The organism is Sphingopyxis alaskensis RB2256, assembly GCF_000013985.1.
GTDB lineage: Bacteria > Pseudomonadota > Alphaproteobacteria > Sphingomonadales > Sphingomonadaceae > Sphingopyxis > Sphingopyxis alaskensis.
Window position 1 is genome coordinate 2,285,901 of the sequence record NC_008048.1, and the last position, 19,407, is coordinate 2,305,307.

The 19,407-nt window shown below is 66.2% G+C and carries 18 protein-coding genes; 5 read left to right on the top strand and 13 right to left on the bottom strand.

Annotation, left to right across the window (positions count from 1 at the left end; all coding sequences use genetic code 11):
• Positions 1 to 72: 72 nt before the first annotated feature.
• A complete protein-coding gene (lptF, locus tag SALA_RS11080; RefSeq protein ID WP_011542461.1) occupies positions 73 to 1,281 on the top strand; it encodes an LPS export ABC transporter permease LptF in 1,209 nt (402 codons plus the stop codon).
• Entirely contained in the window at positions 1,281 to 2,381 is a 1,101-nt protein-coding gene (gene lptG, locus SALA_RS11085) for an LPS export ABC transporter permease LptG (RefSeq protein ID WP_011542462.1), read from the top strand. Before lptF ends, lptG begins: the two co-directional genes overlap by 1 nt.
• A 37-nt stretch (positions 2,382 to 2,418) precedes the next feature.
• Here the strand turns inward: lptG and SALA_RS11090 are convergent, their stop codons facing one another.
• A complete protein-coding gene (locus SALA_RS11090) occupies positions 2,419 to 3,525 on the bottom strand; it encodes a fatty acid desaturase family protein (RefSeq protein WP_011542463.1) in 1,107 nt (368 codons plus the stop codon).
• Between the two features lie 116 nt (positions 3,526 to 3,641).
• Here SALA_RS11090 and SALA_RS11095 point away from each other — a divergent pair, with 116 nt between their 5' ends.
• A complete protein-coding gene (locus SALA_RS11095; RefSeq protein ID WP_011542464.1) occupies positions 3,642 to 4,808 on the top strand; it encodes a hypothetical protein in 1,167 nt (388 codons plus the stop codon).
• A gap of 9 nt (positions 4,809 to 4,817) precedes the next feature.
• Here SALA_RS11095 and xth read toward each other — a convergent pair whose 3' ends face one another.
• The 7 genes from xth to SALA_RS11130 all read right to left on the bottom strand — a co-directional run bounded on the left by xth (position 4,818) and on the right by SALA_RS11130 (position 11,885).
• Positions 4,818 to 5,588, bottom strand: a complete 771-nt coding sequence (gene xth, locus SALA_RS11100) for an exodeoxyribonuclease III (protein ID WP_011542465.1) — start codon at positions 5,586 to 5,588, stop codon at positions 4,818 to 4,820.
• Between the two features lie 133 nt (positions 5,589 to 5,721).
• Complete coding sequence (gene erpA, locus SALA_RS11105) at positions 5,722 to 6,063, bottom strand: iron-sulfur cluster insertion protein ErpA (protein WP_041384062.1); 342 nt, start codon at positions 6,061 to 6,063, stop codon at positions 5,722 to 5,724.
• A gap of 98 nt (positions 6,064 to 6,161) precedes the next feature.
• Positions 6,162 to 6,836, bottom strand: a complete 675-nt coding sequence (locus SALA_RS11110; RefSeq protein WP_237700864.1) for a M23 family metallopeptidase — start codon at positions 6,834 to 6,836, stop codon at positions 6,162 to 6,164.
• Between the two features lie 142 nt (positions 6,837 to 6,978).
• Complete coding sequence (locus SALA_RS11115) at positions 6,979 to 7,770, bottom strand: ferritin-like domain-containing protein (protein ID WP_011542468.1); 792 nt, start codon at positions 7,768 to 7,770, stop codon at positions 6,979 to 6,981.
• Positions 7,770 to 8,231, bottom strand: a complete 462-nt coding sequence (locus tag SALA_RS11120; RefSeq protein WP_011542469.1) for a peroxiredoxin — start codon at positions 8,229 to 8,231, stop codon at positions 7,770 to 7,772. The genes SALA_RS11115 and SALA_RS11120 overlap by 1 nt, the downstream gene beginning before the upstream one ends.
• On the bottom strand, positions 8,228 to 10,945 hold the full coding sequence (locus tag SALA_RS11125; protein WP_011542470.1) for a bifunctional [glutamine synthetase] adenylyltransferase/[glutamine synthetase]-adenylyl-L-tyrosine phosphorylase: 2,718 nt from the start codon (positions 10,943 to 10,945) through the stop codon (positions 8,228 to 8,230). Before SALA_RS11125 ends, SALA_RS11120 begins: the two co-directional genes overlap by 4 nt.
• 145 nt (positions 10,946 to 11,090) lie before the next feature.
• On the bottom strand, positions 11,091 to 11,885 hold the full coding sequence (locus SALA_RS11130) for a response regulator (protein ID WP_011542471.1): 795 nt from the start codon (positions 11,883 to 11,885) through the stop codon (positions 11,091 to 11,093).
• A gap of 211 nt (positions 11,886 to 12,096) precedes the next feature.
• Here SALA_RS11130 and SALA_RS17330 point away from each other — a divergent pair, with 211 nt between their 5' ends.
• On the top strand, positions 12,097 to 12,267 hold the full coding sequence (locus SALA_RS17330) for a NepR family anti-sigma factor (RefSeq protein ID WP_192807416.1): 171 nt from the start codon (positions 12,097 to 12,099) through the stop codon (positions 12,265 to 12,267).
• On the opposite strand, the gene tgt is transcribed toward SALA_RS17330, so the two are convergent.
• The 3 genes from tgt to SALA_RS11145 all read right to left on the bottom strand — a co-directional run bounded on the left by tgt (position 12,268) and on the right by SALA_RS11145 (position 16,323).
• Positions 12,268 to 13,395: a tRNA guanosine(34) transglycosylase Tgt gene (gene tgt / locus SALA_RS11135; protein ID WP_011542472.1), complete on the bottom strand. Its 1,128-nt coding sequence runs from the start codon at positions 13,393 to 13,395 to the stop codon at positions 12,268 to 12,270.
• A 186-nt stretch (positions 13,396 to 13,581) separates the two neighbouring features.
• Positions 13,582 to 14,070: a hemerythrin domain-containing protein gene (locus SALA_RS11140; protein WP_011542473.1), complete on the bottom strand. Its 489-nt coding sequence runs from the start codon at positions 14,068 to 14,070 to the stop codon at positions 13,582 to 13,584.
• Positions 14,071 to 14,133: 63 nt separating this feature from the next.
• Positions 14,134 to 16,323 carry an EAL domain-containing protein gene (locus SALA_RS11145; RefSeq protein ID WP_011542474.1) on the bottom strand — a complete coding sequence of 730 codons (2,190 nt, stop codon included), beginning with the start codon at positions 16,321 to 16,323 and terminating at the stop codon, positions 14,134 to 14,136.
• Positions 16,324 to 16,809: 486 nt separating this feature from the next.
• Between SALA_RS11145 and SALA_RS11150 the strand changes: the two genes are divergently transcribed.
• On the top strand, positions 16,810 to 17,478 hold the full coding sequence (locus SALA_RS11150) for a helix-turn-helix domain-containing protein (RefSeq protein ID WP_011542475.1): 669 nt from the start codon (positions 16,810 to 16,812) through the stop codon (positions 17,476 to 17,478).
• Positions 17,479 to 17,537: 59 nt separating this feature from the next.
• On the opposite strand, the gene queA is transcribed toward SALA_RS11150, so the two are convergent.
• Complete coding sequence (gene queA, locus SALA_RS11155; protein ID WP_011542476.1) at positions 17,538 to 18,593, bottom strand: tRNA preQ1(34) S-adenosylmethionine ribosyltransferase-isomerase QueA; 1,056 nt, start codon at positions 18,591 to 18,593, stop codon at positions 17,538 to 17,540.
• Positions 18,594 to 18,617: 24 nt separating this feature from the next.
• Entirely contained in the window at positions 18,618 to 19,334 is a 717-nt protein-coding gene (locus tag SALA_RS11160) for a peptidylprolyl isomerase (RefSeq protein ID WP_011542477.1), read from the bottom strand.
• Between the last annotated feature and the right edge of the window lie 73 nt (positions 19,335 to 19,407).

Here is a 19,407-nt window from a genome sequence, read left to right on the forward strand (position 1 = left end):
GGTCCCTGTCGCCCTTGAATCGGCATATCGGAAACATTTGCGGCCAAAACATGGTGATGGGGCGACGAAAGATTGAATAAGCTGCCTGCCATCGACCGCTACATCGCGCGGCTCATCTTTTTTCCCATGGTCGGCACGCTCGTGCTGTCGGCGATGCTGCTCGTGCTCGAAAAGATGCTGCGTCTGTTCGACTTTGTCGCGACCGAAGGCGGCCCGGTGAGCGTCGTGTGGCGGATGCTCGCCAACCTGATCCCCGAATATCTCTCGCTGGGCATCCCGATCGGGCTGATGCTGGGGATTCTGCTGGCTTTCCGCAGGCTTGCGACATCGAGCGAGCTCGACGTGCTGAAGGGCGTCGGCATGAGTTTCGGGCGGCTGATGCGGATGCCCTATGTCTATGCGGTCGGCCTCGCCGCGCTCAACCTTGCGATCGTCGGCTTCATCCAGCCCTATGCCCGCTATGCCTATGAAGGTTTGCAGTTCGAGCTCCGATCGGGCGCGCTCGGCGCGTCGATCAAGGTCGGCGAATTCACCCGGCTGGGCGAGCGGATGACGCTGCGCATCGAGGAAAGCTATAATGAAGGCCGATCCCTGCGCGGCATTTTCGTGCGCGGCGAACAGCGCGACGGGCAACGCGTGTCGGCGACCGCGTCGCGCGGGCAGTTCCTGGCGACCGACGACCCTGAAACGATCATCCTGCGCCTGTCGCAAGGGGTGCTGATCCACGAATCGCCCAAATTCGCGGTGCCGCGCGTGCTGACCTTTGACAATCACGACCTGCCGATCCCGCTGCCCAGGATCGAGGCGTTCCGCCTGCGCGGCGGCGCCGATCGCGAAATGACGATCCCGGAACTGTTCGTCGCGGGCAAGGACCGCCGCCAGTCCGAACAGACGCGGCTCGAATCGCGCGCCAATTTCCACTTCCGCATCGTCGAGGTGATGTCGATGTTCCTGATCCCGCTGATCGCGGTCGCGCTCGCGGTGCCGCCCAAACGGTCGACCTCGTCGCTCGGCGTTTTCCTGTCGATCGTGCTGCTCGTCACCCAGCACAAGATCAACCAATATGCCGAGGATCTGGGCGCGCGCGGCGCGGTCGATCCGCTGATCGCGCTCTGGGTGCCCTTCCTCCTCTTCGCGGCGCTCGCGATCTGGATGTATTATACGATCGCGCACGTCCCCGGTGGCCAGCCGATCGGCGCGCTCGAGCGCGTCGCGGCGAAGGGCGCGGAGCGGCTCCGCGGCCTCGTCCGTCTGTTCCAGCGTGAGCGAAGGCCGGGCTGATGCACCAGCTTCATTTCTTTCCCTCGCGCACCATGGCGCTCTATGTCGGGCGGCTGTTCCTGTTCCGCACCTTTGCGATCCTTTTTGCGCTCGTGCTGATCCTCCAGACGCTCGACCTGCTCGGCGAAAGCGGCAAGATCCTGGCCGTTCCGGGCAACGGCGACAGCGACGTATGGCGCTATGTCGGAATGCGGATGCCGCAGATCATCGAGACCTTCCTGCCCTTTTCGGTGCTGCTCGGCACGATATTGACGATGGTGACGCTCAACCAGAACAGCGAGGTCGTCGCGATGAAGGCGGCGGGCATGTCGGCGCATCAGGTGCTCGCGCCGCTGTTCCTCGCGGCGCTGCTGGTCGCGGGGATCAGCTTTGCCTTCAACGAACGCATCGTCACGCGCTCGACCGCGGCGCTCGGCGCCTGGCAAAAGGTCGAATACAAGCGCGTTCCTGTCGACAGCGGGGTGCGCAGCAACATCTGGGTGCGCGACGGCGACGATCTGATCAACGCCGAAACGGTCGAGACGTCGGGGCCCGCGGTCGTGCTGCGCGGCGTCACCATCTATGAACGCACGCGCGGCGTCCTGTCGTCGATGCTGTCGGCCGACAGCGCGCGCGCGCTGCCCGGCGGTGGATGGGAAATGGCGAACGCGCGGCGCTTCTCGCGCCGATCGGGAACACTCGAACCGCTGGGCACGATCGTTGCGGCACCAAATGTGCGCCCCGACCAGTTCACGCTCGCCGACGTCGACGGCGACGAACTGCCCTTCCTGAAGCTGAAGGCGGCGATCGACGACCTCGAAGCCGCGGGGCGCCCGGTCGATGCGCTGAAGGGCGTGCTGTGGCACAAGATTTCGGGGCCGCTGTCGGCGATCTTGATGCCGCTGCTCGGCGCCGTCGCGGCGTTCGGGCTGGCGCGATCGGGCAAGCTGTTCGTGCGCGCGATCATCGGCATGGCGCTGGGCTTCGCCTATTTCGTCGCCGACAATTTCGCGCTGGCGATGGGCGATCTGGGCGCTTACTCGCCGTTTCTGGCGGCGTGGGGTCCGTTCATCCTGTTCGCGCTGATCGGCGAGATGATTTTGATCAGGACTGAGGAATAGGGGACAGCGTCGGCTCGCGGGGGCGACGGGTTTATCCTCAGGCCGCCTTGCCCCGCGCCGAACCCGCGACCAAGTTCGCCACCAGTTTCGGCAGACTGTCGTAATTCGCGCCATGATATTGCGAATCGGCGGGCAGCGCGGCCTTCAGTCGGCGGTGCGCCTCGGCGAGCGAATGATAGGGGAGGCCGGGCAGCAAATGGTGGAGTGCGTGATAGCGCAGCCCCACCGGCGCCCACAATTCGGGAAGCAGGCCCGGCGGCGGCACGTTGACGCTGTCGAGAAACTGGCCGGTCACGGTCAACACCGCGCCGTCATTTTCCCACAGATGCGCGACGAGGGTGCGGATCTGGTTGAGCACCAAGGTCGCCGCCGCAATCGCGCCGAAGATGGCGAGCGCGCGCAGCGGCACCCAGCCGAACACGCCCGCGGCGATCAGCAGGGTCGACCACGCCCACGCGCCGCCCTCCTGCCACGCCCACATGCGGCGGAAATCGCCTTCGGGTGCCTTGCGGCGGAACAGCGGGTTGATGATCATGCCCGAATAGCGTTCGACGACGACTTTGCGGAGCGGCGGGATCAGCAGGGACAGGGGGGTGAGCACCGCATAGCGGAAGACGAGCGCGAGCGGCGCGAAGGCGGCGACGACGACGAACAGCGGCACCGTCCACGGCTTCATCAGCGCGAGCGGCAGATATTCGGGATCCTCGACCGTGCCATATCTGGTGCGGTTGTGGTGCAGGCTGTGGATGCCTTCATACATGAAGGACGGGATCAGCAGCGGCACGCCGACGAGCAGGTTCCACGCGAAGCGGAACCCCGGCAGCGCATTCTTGCGGATGTGCGTGAGTTCGTGGATGAAACTGCCCGCGCGATAGAGCGCGACGACCGCGATGGTGGCCGCAAGGAGCATCCAGACGATCGAGGGCGCGAGGATCGCCGCCGCGATGCCGGCATAGCCGATGACGGTCGAGGCAAGGAAATCGGCCCAGTAAATCCGCGCGCTCGGCTGCACGAGATCGCGCGTCAGCTCCGATGCCGCGCGGATCATCGCCATATCGTCCGCGATGGCCGATTTGGGCGTCCTGGGTGCCGACGGCGCGAAGGGGGTCGCGACCCGATCGGCGGGAGGATTGATCGTCGTCATAGCGGGTCCAAAACCATAGCTTCGTGGCAGCAAAATGGCCGAATGCGGGTCGCCAGCACGCCCGCTTTGCCCTAATGCGTCGCCCCGATATAAGATTGGCAGGTCAGGAAACCAGTATGAGCGCGCACCACGAAGGCCCGGTCACGATCCATCCGGTCAAGGACAAGAACGATCTGCGCGAGTTCGTCGAGCTGGCTTTTCGGCTCAATCGCGGCGACCCGGCATGGGTGCCGCCGCTGAAGGGCGAGGTTTACGGCCTGCTCACCCCCGGCAAGAATCCGTGGTTCGAGCATGGCAAGGCGCAGTTTTTCCTCGCGCGGCGGGACGGCCGGACGGTCGGGCGCATTTCGGCGCATATCGACGAGCTGGCGCTCGCACAGCCCGCCGAACGGGGGATGGGACCGGGCACCGGCAATTGGGGGCTGTTCGAGGCCGAGGATGAAGACAGCGCCCATGCGCTGATCGCCGCGGCCGAAGACTGGTTGCGCGGTCAGGGCATGACGCGCGCGCTCGGTCCCCTGTCGATTTCGATCTGGGACGAACCCGGCCTGCTGATCGAGGGGTTCGACACGCCGCCGACGATCATGCTCGGCCACAACAGCCCGCTCTATCGCGCGTGGATCGAGGCGGCGGGCCATCGTCCCGCCAAGCAGCTCAGAAACTTCGCGGTCGACATCGCCGACGGCTTTCCGCCGCTGGTGAACCGCATCGTCGCCGCGGGCGAAAAGAATGACCGCATCCGCGTTCGCCGCGTCGACAAGAAGCGGTTCGATGCCGAGGCACGGCTTATCATGACCATCCTCAACGATGCCTGGTCGGACAATTGGGGCTTTGTCCCGCTGACCGACAGCGAGATCGCCTATGTCGGCAAGAAGCTGAAGGACATTGTGTTCGAGGATCTGATCCGCGTCGCCGAGCTCGACGGCGAGCCCGTCGCCTTCATGATCGTGCTGCCCGACATCAATCAGCTGCTCATCGACATGGACGGATCGCTCTTTCCCTTCAACTGGGCGCGGCTGCTCTGGTGGCTGCGCAAACCCAGGAGTCGCCGTCTGCGCGTGCCGCTGATGGGCGTGGTCAAGAAACTGCAGAACAGCCGCATGGCGAGCACGCTCGCCTTCATGATGATCGAGTTCATCCGCCGCGACGCGGTGCGCGATTATGGCGCCAAGGAAGGCGACATCGGCTGGGTGCTCGACGACAATCAGGGAATGAACGCGGTCGCGGCCGCGATCGATGCCCGCATCAACCGCGTGTATCAGATTTACGAAAAGCCGCTCTGATCCGGGGCGTCAGGACAGCACCACCCAGGTGGGCGCATGATCGCTCGCCTTTTCGCGTCCGCGATGATCCTTGTCGACGCCGGCATCGACCAGCCGGTCGGCGAGCGCCGGACTCAAAAGCAGATGGTCGATGCGGAACCCGTGGTCGCGCTGCCAGGCGCCCGCCTGATAGTCCCAATAGGTCCAGACATGGCCCGCCGGATGGCGGCTGCGCAGCGCGTCGGTCCAGCCGTCGCCGAGCAGGCGGAACCAGGCATCGCGCGATTCGGGCTGCATCAGCGCGTCGGTGGCCATGGCGCGGGGATCCCAGACATCGTCGTCGTGCGGGATGACGTTGTAATCGCCCGCGAGCACGGTGGGGATTTCGGCGGCGAGGAGCATCCTGGCGCGTTCGCGCAGCCGCGCCATCCAGCGCAGCTTGTAATCGAACTTCGGCCCCGGCTGCGGATTGCCGTTGGGCAGATAGATGGACGCGACGCGGATGCCGTGGGCGTCGGCTTCCAGATAGCGCGACTGCTCGTCCTCGGCCTCGCCTGCAAGGCCGCGCTGCACCTCGACCGGATCGGCGCCTTTCGCCAGGATCGCGACGCCGTTGAAGCCTTTTTGTCCGTGATAGAGGAAGCCGTAACCCGCTGCCTCGATCTCCTTCGTCGGCATCGTCTCGTCGCTCGATTTCAGTTCCTGAAGGCAGGCGACATCGGGCTGCCTTTCCTCCAGCCATTCGATCAGGCGCGGCAGGCGGGCCTTGATCCCGTTGATATTGAAGGTCGCGATTTTCATGCCCGCACCTATGCCAGCAAGCCGACGCCGATCACAGCCCCTTCGTCACCCGGAACTTGTTTGGCGATCATTCCTTTGACGTCCGCAATTTCGTCATTGCGAGCGCGGCGAAGAAGGACAAGGAGTGGATTGCTCAGATCGCGAAGCTCGATCCGCAGCCGCAGCCCGATGCCGCGTTGGGATTTTCGACCTTGAACGACGATCCACCGAGCGAATCGACGAAATCGACGGTGCAGCCACGCACCAGGTCGATGCTGACCGGATCGACGACCAGCTTCACCCCGTCGGTTTCGGTGACGATGTCGTCGGCGTCGATGCTGTCGGCAAGGTCGAAACGATAGGTGAAACCCGAACAGCCGCCGCCGTCGACCGACAGGCGCAGCGCCGCCTCGGCCTGACCCTTGCGATCGGCGATCCAGCGGACGCGCGCCGCGGCGGCGGGCGACAGGATGATGTCGGAAATCTGCGTGGCCATGGCGGCAAGATAGGGATGCGCGCCCAAAAGAAAAGGGCGTCCCGGCATCAGCCGCGGAACGCCCCCTCCTCTCCGACCCGGAAAGGCTCGTTTTATTCCTATTCAGGACCGCCCATCGCGACATTTTTTCCGCTGATCGCGGCGATCGCCATCTGGTCCGACCGCACGAAGGGCATCGGATTGACCGGCGCGCCTTCGATGCGGACTTCATAATGGAGATGATTGCCGGTCGAGCGGCCCGTCGAGCCGACATAACCGATGATTTCGCCCTTTTTGACCTGTTGTCCGGGACGCACGACATAGGACGACATATGGCCGTAGCGCGTCTGGATCGCATTGCCATGTTCGATTTCGACATAATTGCCATAGCCGCCCAGCCGCTGGGCGCGGCCGACGATGCCGTCGGCGGTCGCGTAGATCGGGGTGCCGTGCGGCGCCGGGATGTCGATGCCATTGTGGCGCGCGACCCTGCCGGTGATCGGATGGACGCGCATCCCGTAAGACGAGGAGAGCGACATCTGGTCGATCGGGCGGCGCGAGGGCACCGCGACGCCGATCGAGGCGGTCAGGCCGGTGTCGAGGCGCTTCCACGCCTGAAAGATTGCGCGCGCCTCGCTGTCTTCGCCGGTCGCCGGAACGCCGGCGGTGAAGCTGTCGTCATCGGGTTCGTCGGGAACGATGATACCAGCGTCGGCGCTGGTTTCGGCGGCGTGGACGGCCGACGTGGCCGTGGCGAAACAGGCTGCCACGCAGAAAATTGCGATGTGGTGCAACTTTTGCGCCAGTAGAATGTTACTCAAAACAACGACCCCGCGTTTGCCATGTCGCCAAAGCCCGAAACTGGGCCTTGGTGCCGGTATTCCTGCTCTGGATGATTGCTCATCCCCCGCGGAAGCCTGTGTGCTGTCCTGCTCCTTACGAAGCAATAACGGCGTAGTATTCTTGCGTTAAACCGGCGCGAGCACGCGCCGAGTCGTTGAAAGGCGGCTTCAAAGCCCCCCGAAACCGCGATTTCACGAGCGCGTGCCACGTTTCGACGGCGTTGAATCCCAGTTCGTCGCACTTTTGCCCGAACCAGACGGTGCCCGCGCGCACATGGCGGATTTCATCGTTGTAAATACGCGATAAAATCTTTGCCGACACCTCGTCGCCCGCGGCGCGGAAGCGGTCGACCGTCGCCGGGGTGACGTCGAGCCCGCGCGCTTCCAATACCATCGGCACGATCGCGAGCCGCGCGAGCGCGTCGTCGCGCGTCGCTTCGGCCGCTTCCCACAATCCCGCGTGCGCGGGCAAATCGCCATAGAAGCTGCCGAGCTGGCGCAGCCGCCGGTCGAGCAGCGCAAAGTGCATCGCCTCGTCGGCGGCGACGCCGATCCAGTCGTCGACGAATCCGCGCGGAAACTCGCCGCCGAAGCGCCCGACCAGATCGACCGCCAGGTCGATCGCGACAAACTCGATATGCGCGAGCGCGTGGAGCATCGCGATCCGGCCACGCTCCGACCCGCCCTTGCGGCGGCGCGGCATCTGCGCGGGCGCGAGCAGTTCGGGCCGCGCGGGCCGTGCGGGCCGGTCTGGCATCGCGACGTCACAGCGATGCGCAAGCTCGCCGCGCCGCCAGGCGCGCGCCAGACCGCGCGCCGCGCGGCGCTTGGCGTGTGGGTCCGCAGTCAGCAGCACCGCGCGCGCGGCTTCGCCGAGGGTGGCCATCAAAGTGCCTTCGCCGCCTCCAGCACCGCATCGGCATGACCCTTCACGCGCACCTTGCGCCACTCTTTCGCGAGCTTGCCGTCGCGGCCGAACAGGAAGGTCGAGCGTTCGATTCCCATATAGGTGCGGCCGTAATTCTGCTTTTCGACCCAGGTGCCAAAGGCTTCGCACGCCGTGCCATCCTCGTCCGAAGCGAGGCGCACGGTCAGCCCATATTTGTCGCGGAACTTGCAGAGCTTCGCCGGGGCGTCGCGCGAGACCGCGAGCACCTGCGCGCCCAGATGCGCAAAATCGGGCGCGAGCCGCGTGAAATCCTGTGCCTCGGTCGTGCAGCCCGGCGTGTCGGCCTTCGGATAGAAATAGACGACCAGCGGCGCGCCTTTCATCGCGGCCAGCTCGATCGCCGCGCCATCGGCGTCCGGAAGTTTCAAATCGGGGATGGGGTCGCCGATCGCGATCATGGCTGTTTCTCCTGCTCAGCGGGGGCGGCAGGCCGAATCGAGGCCCACCAGGCCGCAATCTCCTGCCGCGCCGCATCGTGCGCGGCAAGCAGCTGCGGCCAGCCGGGTTCGCCGCACTGGCTCGCGACGAGTTGACGCGCGGCGGCGGTCGCGGGTTCCCCGTCGGGCGCGGTCAGCCGCAGCATGACGAGCATCCGCGCGAGCAGACCGTGCGCGTTGCAGGTCGCGGCGGGCGCCAGCCCTTCGCTCGTCATGCAGGCGAGCGCCGAGCCGATATTGGGGTCGTGGCATCGCCCGGTCGCAAGCTGCGTCACCTGCATCGCAAACTCGAGATCGACGAGCCCGCCGGGTCCACCCTTGATGTCGAGCGGGCCCCGCGGCGGCTTGTGCGCGGCGATCTTGTCGCGCATCGCGGCGGCATCGCGTGCCACGGCGTCGTGATCGCGCGGCACGGCGAGCAGGTCGGCGATGATGCGTTGCAGCTCGGCACGCGCCGCATCCGATCCATAAACCGGCCGCGCGCGGAGCAGCGCCATATGCTCCCATGTCCACGCCTCCTCGTGCTGGTAGCGCGCGAAGCTGTCGAGCGTGACGACGAGCGGGCCCTGCGCGCCTTGCGGGCGCAGCCGCGTATCGACATCATAAAGCTTGCCCGCCGCGGTCGGCACCGACATCGCCGCCGTCACGCGCTGCGCGAGGCGGTTGTAATAGGTCGTCGCGCCAAGCGGGCGCGGGCCGTCCGATTCGGCAAGATGATCGCCGGTGAAAAGATAGATGAGGTCGAGGTCGGAGGCATGGGTGAGCGCGCGCCCCCCAAGCCGCCCGAGCGCAAGCACGACCAGCTCGCTGCCCGGCACCCGCCCATGCGCCTCGACAAACTCGGCGACGGTCGCGTCGGCGAGCACCTGCAACGCCGCTTCGGCAAGCTCCGAATAGCCGCAGGCGATGGCGAGCGGGTCGTTCGCCCCGGCGATCAGCTGGACGCCATAGGCAAAGCGCCGCTCGCCGACGCGGTCGCGCACGCGGTCGAGCAAGCGTTCATAGTCGAGTCCCGCGAGCCCCGGCGCCCATTCGGCGAGCAGGTCGGCCTTGTTCGCGGGCGCCTCGAACGCGCGCTTGTCGATCAGTCCCTCGATCAGTTCGGCGCGCGCGCCGAGCGCATCGGCCAGCGTCGGCGCAAGCGACAGGATGCGCGTCGCGATCTTCGCCAGTTCGGGCTGCGCCGCGAGCAGGTGGAAAAAGCCCACCGCGCTCGGCAGCCCCGCGACGAGCTTGTCGAAGCGCAGCAACGTCGCCTGCGGATCGGGCGCGGCGCCGATCGCGCGGACCAGTTCGGGGAGCAACGTCTCCAGCGCCTCGAGCGCCGCCGCGCTGCGCAGCGCGCGCAGCTTGCCGCCGCGCCATTCGGCGATGGTGCGCAGCGCCGCATCGGGCGGGTCGAACCCCGCTGCGGCCAGTTGGGGCGCCAGCGCGCCCTCGTCGCGCGGCAGCCCGGTCGTCGCGGCGCGTTCGGCGACCAGCCGATCGTAACAGGCGGCGACATCGGCGGTGACCGGTTCGAGCGCCGCGAGCAGCGCCGCGCCGTCGGTCAGCCCGTCGAGCCGCGCGACGGCGTCGAGCGCCGCGGCCTGCACCGGCAGGCCATGCGTCTGCTGGTCCTCGATCATCTGGAGCCGATGCTCGATGCGGCGCAGCGTCGCATAATGATCCGCCAGCCGCGCCGCGACATCGCCGTCGATTCGCCCCGCCGCGGCGAGCGCCGCGAGCGCGTCGACCGTCGCGGGCGCGCGCAGCGACGGGTCGCGCCCACCATAGATGAGCTGGTGAACCTGCGCGAAAAACTCGATCTCGCGGATGCCGCCGCGACCGCGTTTCAGGTCATAGCCGGGGCCGAACGCCTGCCCTTGCGCGAAATGATCGCGAATGCGGTCGCTCATCGCGCCGATTTCCTTGAGCTGGCGAAAATCGAGGCTGCGCCGCCAGATGAAGGGGTGGATCGCGGCGAGAAAATGCGCGCCGAGCGCACGGTCGCCCGCCGACGCGCGGCTGCGGATAAACGCCGCCTGCTCCCACGCCAGCGCTTCGGATTCATAATAGGATATGGCAGCGTTTTCGGACAGCACGATCGGCGTCACCTCGGGATGCGGGCGGAGCCGCAGGTCGACGCGCAGCACATGGCCGTCGGCGGTGCGCGCCGACAATATCTCGACCATCCGCCGCGCGATCCGCACCGCCGCCTCGTCGGGGTCGTCGCGCGACCGCCGGGGAAGGCTATCGGGGTCGAAGATCAGGATCGGGTCGATGTCCGACGAATAGTTGAGTTCGTGGCTGCCGAGCTTGCCGAGCGCGATCACCGCCAGCCCGCGCGAAGCCTCGCCCGGCACGCGCTCGGCAAAGGCCGCGGCGAGCGCGATATCGCAGGCCCGGTCGGCGAAATCGGACAGAAGCCGCGTCGTCTTCGCGACATCATGCTCGCCCGACAGGTCGCCGAGCGCAAGCAGCAGGGCGATCCGCCCGCGCCATAGGCGAAGCGTGCGCATGATGTCGTCGTCGATCGCCGGCGGCGTCACCGCGGCGAGCGCGGCATCGGTGCCATCGGCAAGGAAGCGCGTCGCATCTTCGGGGTTGAGTTCGGCCAGCCGCGCCAGAAACGGCGCGTTGGCGGTGAGTCGGTCGAGCGCCGATTGGCGGCTGGAAACGTCGGATGCAGTCATCGCGCGCTGCTATCGCCCGCGACCCGGCACGAGGCAAGACGGTTCCACCGTCGCCCCCGCGAAGGCGGGGGCCGTTGGCAGTGCGTGCGCGGCCGCGCTGCGTCAACCGACGGCGGCTCCCGCCTTCGCGGGGGCGACGATGGCTTCAGGCCGGAACCGTGCTTTCGTCGAAGAACAGCACCTGCGAGATCGCCGCGCGCAGCGTCGCGGGCTGATAGGGCTTGGTCAGCAGGAAGGCCGGTTCGGGCCGGTCGCCGGTGAGCAGCCGTTCGGGGAAGGCGGTGATGAAAATCACGGGCAGCTTCACGTCCGACAGGATTTCCTGCACCGCCTCGATCCCCGAACTATTGTCGGCAAGCTGGATGTCGGCGAGCACAAGGCCGGGCTGGTGCTTCTGCGCGTCTTCGACCGCTTCGGCGTGGGTCGTCGCGACCGCGACGACATCATGGCCAAGGTCGCGGACGATCATTTCGATGTCCATCGCGATGATCGGTTCATCCTCGATGATCAGGATGCGCGCGCGCGTCTGGCGCTCGATCTCGTCGGTCGCGTCGTGGATCAGCGCGCGCACCGCTTCGGCGTCGCGGCCGATGATCCGGCCCGCGTCCTCGATGCCGAAGCCCTCGACCGCCGTAAGCAGCAAGGCCTGCCGCGCGAGCGACGGGATGCGGCGCAGCCGCGCGTCGGCGATCGCCATGTCGCCGCGCGCCCGCTCGCCGTCGGGGGGCGCCTGCTGCGCCATCAGACCGAAATTGTCATGCACCATCCGGTAAAGCTGGATGCGCAGATCGGCGTCGGGATCGATAGCGTCTGGGTTCGCGACAAGCGTTTCAAGCATCCGGGCCACAAGCGCGTCGCCGCTCTGCTGGTTCCCCGAAACGGACCGGCCATAGCGCCGCAGATAAGGAAGATGCGGCGCGATCGACTGACCCAAAGACATAGACTACCTCCTGAAAACCGCGCAAATGCTGGCCAGATTGTACGGAACACGGACAGGCTTGCAGCGCCGCCCCCATTCGCGCTCGATATAATCCAACACAAGGGAACGACTTAACGTGAAAATGGTTTCATGGGAAAGAAACAAACACGCCATTGCGCTTTGGTGTGTGCGCGGTTAGCAAAAGGCCCCATGTCGAGCGGATGCACTTATAATGACGTCTAAAACCGGTTCGCCCCGCGGCGAGACATCCGGAAAGGACGTCGGCAAGAAATTTTCCGCCAGGGGACAGGACGTCAATGGCGCCCTGCGCAGGGCGTATGAATCAACGGTTGACGAGGCGATTCCGCAGTCGTTGCTCGACCTGCTCGGCAAGCTCGACTGATCAGGCGCGACGATAGCGCGCGGCAAAATCGGACCGGAACGCCGCGAAACGCCCCGTGGTGATCGCGTCGCGCATCGCCTGCATCAGATCCTGATAAAAATGAATGTTATGCTGGGTCATCAGCATCGCGCCGAGCATTTCGCCGGCGCGGACGAGGTGATGCAGATAGCCGCGCGACCAGATCGTGCAGACGGGACAGCCGCACGACGCATCGAGCGGTTCCTGATCGTCGGCGAATTTGGCGTTGCGGATGTTGAGCGGACCGTCCCACGTGAACGCCTGGCCGTTGCGGCCCGACCGGGTCGGCAGCACGCAATCGAACATGTCGACCCCGCGCGCGACCGCGCCGACCAGATCGTCGGGCTTGCCAACGCCCATCAGATAGCGCGGACGGTCGGCGGGCAGCTGCGCCGGTGCAAAGTCGAGCACGCCGAACATCGCCGCCTGCCCCTCGCCCACCGCCAGGCCACCGATCGCATAGCCGTCGAAGCCGATGTCGATGAGCGTCGCGGCCGAGCGCGCACGCAATTTTTCGTCGAGCGAGCCCTGCTGGATGCCGAACAGCGCCGATCGCGCCGCATGCTCCTCCCCCGCGTCGAAGCCCGCGCGGCTGCGCGCCGCCCAGCGCATCGAGCGTTCCATGCTCGCCTCGGCACGCCGGGCGTCCACCCCGGCGGGCGGGCATTCGTCGAACGCCATCACGATGTCGCTGCCGAGCAGCCGCTGGATTTCCATCGAGCGTTCGGGGGTGAGCATGTGGCGCGATCCGTCGAGATGGCTCTTGAACGCGACGCCCTCTTCGCTCTGCTTGGTCAGCGCCGACAGGCTCATCACCTGATAACCACCGCTGTCGGTCAGGATCGGGCGGTCCCAGCCCATGAACTTGTGAAGGCCGCCGAACCGCGCCATGCGTTCGGCAGTGGGCCGCAGCATCAGATGATAGGTGTTGCCGAGGATGATGTCGGCGCCCGCCGCGCGCACCTCGGCGGGGCGCATCGCCTTCACCGTCGCCGCCGTGCCGACGGGCATGAAGGCAGGGGTGCGGATTTCGCCGCGCTGCATGGCGATCACGCCTGCGCGCGCGGCGCCGTCGGTCGCGGAGATGGAAAAGGCGAATCTTGGCTTCATCGCGCGCGCCTATGGCGGGCGGGAACGCGAAAGTCGAGGCGGACAAAAAAGCCCCTCCCCTTCAGGGGGAGGGGTTGGGGTGGGGGCCATCGGCCTTGCGCAAGGCCGATGGCCCCCACCCGCTGCGACTAAGCCAGCAAGCTGGCAAGTCTCGCTGCCCTCCCCTGAAGGGGAGGGCTTATAGCCCTAATCCCGCGCGTGTTCGCTTGAAGGCTCCTCTTCGGCCGCCTTGGCCTTTTCCCTCGGCTTTTCCTTTTCGAAAATCTTGATCAGTTCCTTCTTGCGCGCGTCGGACAAGTCCTTTTCCGCCGCGGGGAACATCTCTTGCTCCTCCTCGTCGATATGGTGGAGGTAACGGTCCTTCATCGTGCGGAAGCGCGTCAGCCAGCCGCTCGACGCAAAATCCATCTCGTATAATTCGGTCAGGAAATCCTCGATCTCCTTATGCTCGGCAACGCTGTGCTGCGCCTCGTCGCGCAGGTCGGGGTCGGCGAGCATCGTCGCATAGAGCGACATTTCCTCCGACGCGGCGTGCGCCGTCACCTCGACGCGGAACGCCTCGAACAGCGTCCGGCGCTCATCGCTGTCGCCGTGGGTCGCGTCGATCTTGTCGAGCAGCTCGCGGTGGCGATCGTGATCGGCTTTCAGCCGCGCAAAGATTCTGGTTTCGGCCATTATCGTCTCCGTCCGTTTAGCGGGTCGAAGACAGAACGAAGCGCCAGGCGTCGGGTTCCTGTGTCAGGCGGCTTTCCAGTCGCTCGTCGTCGTAAAGGCCGGCAATGCCAGCGCGCTCGTCTGCTGCGCCGCGGCGGCGATCAGATAGGGCGATACGCGGTGACGCGTGCAAAGCCCGCCATTGCCGTCGCTGACCATCGTCTGTTCGAACTCGATGCCCTGCTGGTGCTTCATCGACCGGCGCACCGTCGCGGTGACGAGCTGTCCCTCGCCGAAATCGATCACGAAGCGCGTACCGACGGGCACATCCAAAATGCCCTCGATGAACGCCCCGGTCGCCGACAGGTTGCGGATGACGACGGCGTAGCGGTGATTGTCGTGGATCGCGCCAACCTTGCGGAACAGCGACAAGCGGTCGTTGCGCTGACGCGCCGGACCCGACGGCTTGATCGTCCAGACGCCGGCCTCGGTATGACCGACCAGGTCGGCACAAGGCACGGGTCGCGAGTAGACATAGCCCTGGACATGGCTGACGTTGAGCTTGCGGACGAGATCGAGCTGGTCGAGCGATTCGATGCCCTCGGCGGTCGTTTCCATATCGAGCGCCTCGGCCAGCGCGACGATCGCGGCAATGATCGCACTGTTGCGCGACCCCGGTTCGGTCGCCCCGCGCACGAAACTCTGGTCGATCTTGATCTTGTCGAACGGCGCCGATTGCAGATAGGCAAGCGACGAATAGCCCGTGCCGAAATCGTCGAGCGCCAGCCGCACGCCCAGCCCCTTCAGCGCCTTGAACATCCGGTTCGCTTCCGCCGTGTCGCCCAGAAACACGCTTTCGGTGATCTCCAGTTCGAGCCGGTCCGGCGACAGCCCGCTGGCCGCCAGCGCCTTGGCGACGACCTTGGGCAGTTCGGGATTGGCGAACTGGATCGGCGAGACATTGACCGCAACGCGCATCTCGCCCGGCCAGCCCGCGGCATCCTCGCATGCCTTCCTCAGCACCCATTCGCCGAGCGGCCAGATAAGATTGGCTTCTTCGGCGATCGGGATGAACAGTGCGGGCGAAATCGCCCCGCGGTCGCGGTGGGTCCAGCGGATCAGCGCCTCGACCCCGGTCACCATGTTCGACCTGGCGTTGACGACGGGCTGGTAAGCGAGCGCAATCTCGCCGCGAGCCAGCGCGTCGCGCAGATCTTCCTCCAGCGCGCGCCGGTCTTCGGCCGCCTGGTGCAGGTCGCTCGAATAAAAGGCGAAGCGGCCGCAGCCATTGCCTTTCGCCGCATAGAGCGCAAGGTCGGCGTTGCGGACCAGATCGTCGCTGCTCTGCCCGTCGAACGGCGCGATCGCGACGCCAACCGACGCGCCGATGATGCAGCGGCTGCCCTCGACCGAATAGGGTTGCGACAGGCTGGCGATGATGTCGGCCGCCATGTCGCCCAGCTTGCCGCGATCGTCGATGTCGGGAAGGATGATCTGGAACTCGTCGCCGCCCAATCGGCTGACCATTTCCTTGTCGCCGACGAACTTGAGCAGCCGTTCGGCGACCTGTTTAAGCAGCGCGTCGCCGGCCGGATGACCGAGCGTGTCGTTGACCTGCTTGAAGCGGTCGAGGTCGAGCAGCATGATCGCGCACGAGCGCTGCTGCTGCGCAAAAGCGGCGAGCGTCGCGTCGAGTTTTTTCGAGATGTTGAAGCGGTTGGCGAGGCCGGTGAGCGAATCATAGAGCGCAAGCCGCGACGCATCCTCGGCCGAGCGGCGCTGCGCGGTGATGTCGGTGCCGCTGCCGCGATAGCCGGTGAACTGGCCGTCCGCATCATATTGCGGCCGCCCCGATATCGCCCACCAGCGATCACCGCCCTCGAAGGCGCCGCGCAGCGGCAGGTCGTCGAACGCCGACTGGCGCGTGAGCAGGAACCGCAAGGTGCGCTGACGCTCGCCATGGCTGTCGGCGGGCAGGAAGAGGTCCGTCAAGGGCGTGCCCAGCAACGCCGCCGCCGAGCGACCCATCGTCCGCGCCACCACGTCGGTGATATAGGTAAGCCGACCATCGGCGTCGGTCGACCAGAACCAGCCGCGCCCGCTTTCTTCGTAATTCTGGAGGAGAAGCAGCGCCTCGCGCGTTTGCAGGTTCGCTGCGGCGTCGCCGCGGCGCCGGGTCGCGCGCGACCCGATTCGACCGAAAAAGCCGCGCGGGCCTTCGTCGACGCCGTGCCCCCCCTGCTCGCCCGGCGCTGTCCGCGATGGCATGTCCATTCAGCAAACTCTTCGGTCTGATCCCCAGTCCGGCCGCTATGCCGACAATGCCTTGCCAGAGAGTAAATATCGAGAGCGGCGTGCTGTATATCTGATTCACCGAGACGGAGCCGATTTTGGCCCAGCGCGAGAAGAGAGGAGGGAGCCATGCTCTCGCATAGTGGCCGACGATCGACGCTGCGCTGGGCAAAAATCGGCCCGCCGCCTGCCGTTGCGTGAGGAAGCATCTCGGCCTTCGTCGCGCTGCCTGTCCGGATAACCAGCCCGGCCTGCACAACGCTCCTCGCCGAGACGCTTCCTGACGCAATCCCGGTGGGTCAGATATACGGAACGCCGCTCCAAGTGTTTGTTCCGAAACGCGACAGCAGGGTTTTACGGCAGGACAGGTGCATGGTGAACCTGCCGCTTTTTTCGGTCGGCCCGGCGCGCCGAATTAACCCTGTGTCGAAGCAGGATGTTAAGGCTGTGGTCTTGATGAATACGTGCATGGCGATAAAGGTTTATCTCAACGACTCCCCTCCCGCGGTCGGCAAGGGGCGCGCCTCGCGGCGCCAGTTGCGCCTGCCGCTTCATGGATCGAAAGCGACCGGCGCCGAGATCGAGGGACTCGTCCACAATATCTCCGCGACCGGAATGCTCGTCGAAAGCGACGCGGAGTTCGATGTGGGCGAGATGATCGAGGTCAACCTGCCGCACAGCGGGAAAACCGCAGCCAGGGTGATCTGGACGAGCGCGCGCCTCATAGGGTGTCAGTTCGACATGCCGATCTCGCCCGCGACGTTGAGCGCGGCGCAACTGCGCAGCGTCGTCGTCGAATCGGACGTGCCGCCGCCCGGAGCGGGCGTCGTGAGCGCGTCCGAAACATTCGGCAGCCGCCTTCAGCGACTGCGCGTTGCGCGGGAATTGACCCAGGGCCAGCTCGCCGCCCAACTCGGTGTCAGCGAGCCGTCGATCTCGGCATGGGAACTCGACAAGGCGCGGCCCAAGGCCGGCCGGATGGAAGCATTGTCCGAAGCGCTGGGCGTCGAGATTTCCGAACTGCTCGGCATCGACGGCACTGAGCCGCTTGGCACGCTCATCGCGCGCGCCAAGCAACAAATAGCGCGCGCCGCCGGCGTCGGCGTCGACCGGGTGCGGGTGACGATCGAAATATAGAGCGGCGTGCTGTATATCTGCCCCTCAGGCTGCGGCACCTCCGATGAAGTGGCGCCCGATCAAGACAGGGTGCGCGAACGGCCGCTCTGACGCGGCAACAGAAGGCTCGCATCGCCATAGCTGTAGAAGCGATATTCGCGTGCAATCGCATGGGCATAGGCCGCCTGCATCGTTTCCAGCCCCATCAGGGCGCTGACCAGCATGAACAGCGTCGAGCGCGGCAGGTGGAAATTGGTCATCAGCCCGTCGATCGCCTTGAACCGATAACCGGGCGTGATGAAAATCGAGGTGTCGCCCGCGAAGGGTGTGATGGTGCCATCGTCGCGGGCGGCGCTTTCGAGCAGGCGCAGACTGGTCGTGCCCACTGCGATCACCCGGCCGCCGCTCGCGCGCACCGCGTTGAGCCGCGCCGCGGTGTCGGCCTCGATCCGTCCCCATTCGGCGTGCATGACGTGATCGTCGGTGTCGTCGGCCTTGACCGGCAGGAAGGTGCCCGCGCCGACATGAAGCGTCAGCGTTTCGGTCGCGATCCCCGCCGCCGCCAGCGCCGCGAGCAGTTCGGGGGTGAAGTGCAGCGCCGCGGTCGGCGCTGCGACCGCGCCGTCTTCGCGTGCGAACATCGTCTGATAATCGTCGCGGTCGGCCTCGTCGGCGCCGCGCTTGCCCGCGATATAGGGCGGCAGCGGCATCGTGCCCGCGCGTTCAAGCAGCAGCTCGACCGGCTCGTCGCCGGCGAAGGCCAGGACGAAGCTGCCGTCGGCGAGCCGTTCCTCGGCCAGCGCGGCGACTCCCGAGCCGAAATCGACCGTCTCGCCGACGCGCAGCCGCTTGGCGTTGCGCACAAACGCCTGCCAGCGGCGCAGGTCGATGCGCTTGTGCAGCGTCGCGCCAATCTTCGCCTCGCCGCGCAGCCCTTCGAGCTGCGCCGGAATCACGCGCGTGTCGTTGAACACCAGGCAGTCGCCGGGCCGCAGCCATTGCGGCAGGTCGCGCACACCGGCATCGACGATATTCCCGGCGTCGACCACCAGCATCCGCGCCGCGTCGCGCGGTCGCGCCGGGCGCAGCGCGATGCGCTCGCTGGGCAGATCGAAGTCGAAGGCGTCGACGCGCATATTGGTTCGCGCGGCTTTCCGCGATTATTGCGCGATAGGCGCGTTGAGTTCGTCGATCGTCACGTCAGCGGATGCTGCGGGCTGCGCTTCGGTGAGCATCGCGGCCGGCGGCATCGGCTTGTTGTCGGCCGCGACCGACACCTGGACCATGCGCGACATGACTTCGGGCGGCTCGCCCTTCTGGATCGCATCGACATATTGCATCCCCGACACGACGCGGCCGAAGACCGTGTAGCGGCGGTCTAGCGAGAAGCGCGGCTGGAACATGATGAAGAACTGGCTGTTCGCGCTGTCCTCGCTCTGGGCGCGCGCCATCGACACGGTGCCGCGCAGGTGCGGAACCGCGTTGAACTCGGCCTTGAGGTCGGGAAGCTGCGATCCACCCTGCCCCGTCGCGGTCGGATCGCCCGTCTGCGCCATGAAACCGTCGATCACGCGATGGAACTTGACGCCATCGTAAAAACCCGCGCGCGCGAGCTGCTTCACCCGCTCGACATGGTTCGGCGCGACATGGGGATAAAGCTGGATCACCACACGGCCGCCGGTCGAAAGATCGAGGTTGAGCATATATTCGGGGTTGTTCAGATATTGGTCGGGAGTCATCGCCGGAACCGCGGGCGTCTCCGCCGCGGCGGCCGCGTCGCCCGTCGCGACGGCCGACGACGCGTCCTGCGCGACGGCCGCAGTCGCCAGACCGAACGTCATCGCCGTGAAAACCATGGGGCGGAAAAAAAATGTCATGCTGGATCGGCCTCTTGGATAATCGGAATTGCGCCCCGTCGGGCGTCCCCTAGCGGGAAAAATATGAACGCTC

Coding starts and splice junctions, on each gene's coding strand:
- SALA_RS11160 (WP_011542477.1), bottom strand. CDS start 19,334: ATGACATTTTTTTTCCGCCCCATGGTTTTCACGGCGATGACGTTCGGT.
- SALA_RS11120 (WP_011542469.1), bottom strand. CDS start 8,231: ATGATCGCGATCGGCGACCCCATCCCCGATTTGAAACTTCCGGACGCC.
- SALA_RS11125 (WP_011542470.1), bottom strand. CDS start 10,945: ATGACTGCATCCGACGTTTCCAGCCGCCAATCGGCGCTCGACCGACTC.
- SALA_RS11140 (WP_011542473.1), bottom strand. CDS start 14,070: ATGGCCGAAACCAGAATCTTTGCGCGGCTGAAAGCCGATCACGATCGC.
- erpA (WP_041384062.1), bottom strand. CDS start 6,063: ATGGCCACGCAGATTTCCGACATCATCCTGTCGCCCGCCGCCGCGGCG.
- SALA_RS11095 (WP_011542464.1), top strand. CDS start 3,642: ATGAGCGCGCACCACGAAGGCCCGGTCACGATCCATCCGGTCAAGGAC.
- SALA_RS11130 (WP_011542471.1), bottom strand. CDS start 11,885: ATGTCTTTGGGTCAGTCGATCGCGCCGCATCTTCCTTATCTGCGGCGC.
- queA (WP_011542476.1), bottom strand. CDS start 18,593: ATGCGCGTCGACGCCTTCGACTTCGATCTGCCCAGCGAGCGCATCGCG.
- tgt (WP_011542472.1), bottom strand. CDS start 13,395: ATGAAGCCAAGATTCGCCTTTTCCATCTCCGCGACCGACGGCGCCGCG.
- SALA_RS17330 (WP_192807416.1), top strand. CDS start 12,097: ATGACGTCTAAAACCGGTTCGCCCCGCGGCGAGACATCCGGAAAGGAC.
- SALA_RS11090 (WP_011542463.1), bottom strand. CDS start 3,525: ATGACGACGATCAATCCTCCCGCCGATCGGGTCGCGACCCCCTTCGCG.
- xth (WP_011542465.1), bottom strand. CDS start 5,588: ATGAAAATCGCGACCTTCAATATCAACGGGATCAAGGCCCGCCTGCCG.
- SALA_RS11150 (WP_011542475.1), top strand. CDS start 16,810: ATGGCGATAAAGGTTTATCTCAACGACTCCCCTCCCGCGGTCGGCAAG.
- SALA_RS11115 (WP_011542468.1), bottom strand. CDS start 7,770: ATGGCCACCCTCGGCGAAGCCGCGCGCGCGGTGCTGCTGACTGCGGAC.
- lptG (WP_011542462.1), top strand. CDS start 1,281: ATGCACCAGCTTCATTTCTTTCCCTCGCGCACCATGGCGCTCTATGTC.
- SALA_RS11145 (WP_011542474.1), bottom strand. CDS start 16,323: ATGGACATGCCATCGCGGACAGCGCCGGGCGAGCAGGGGGGGCACGGC.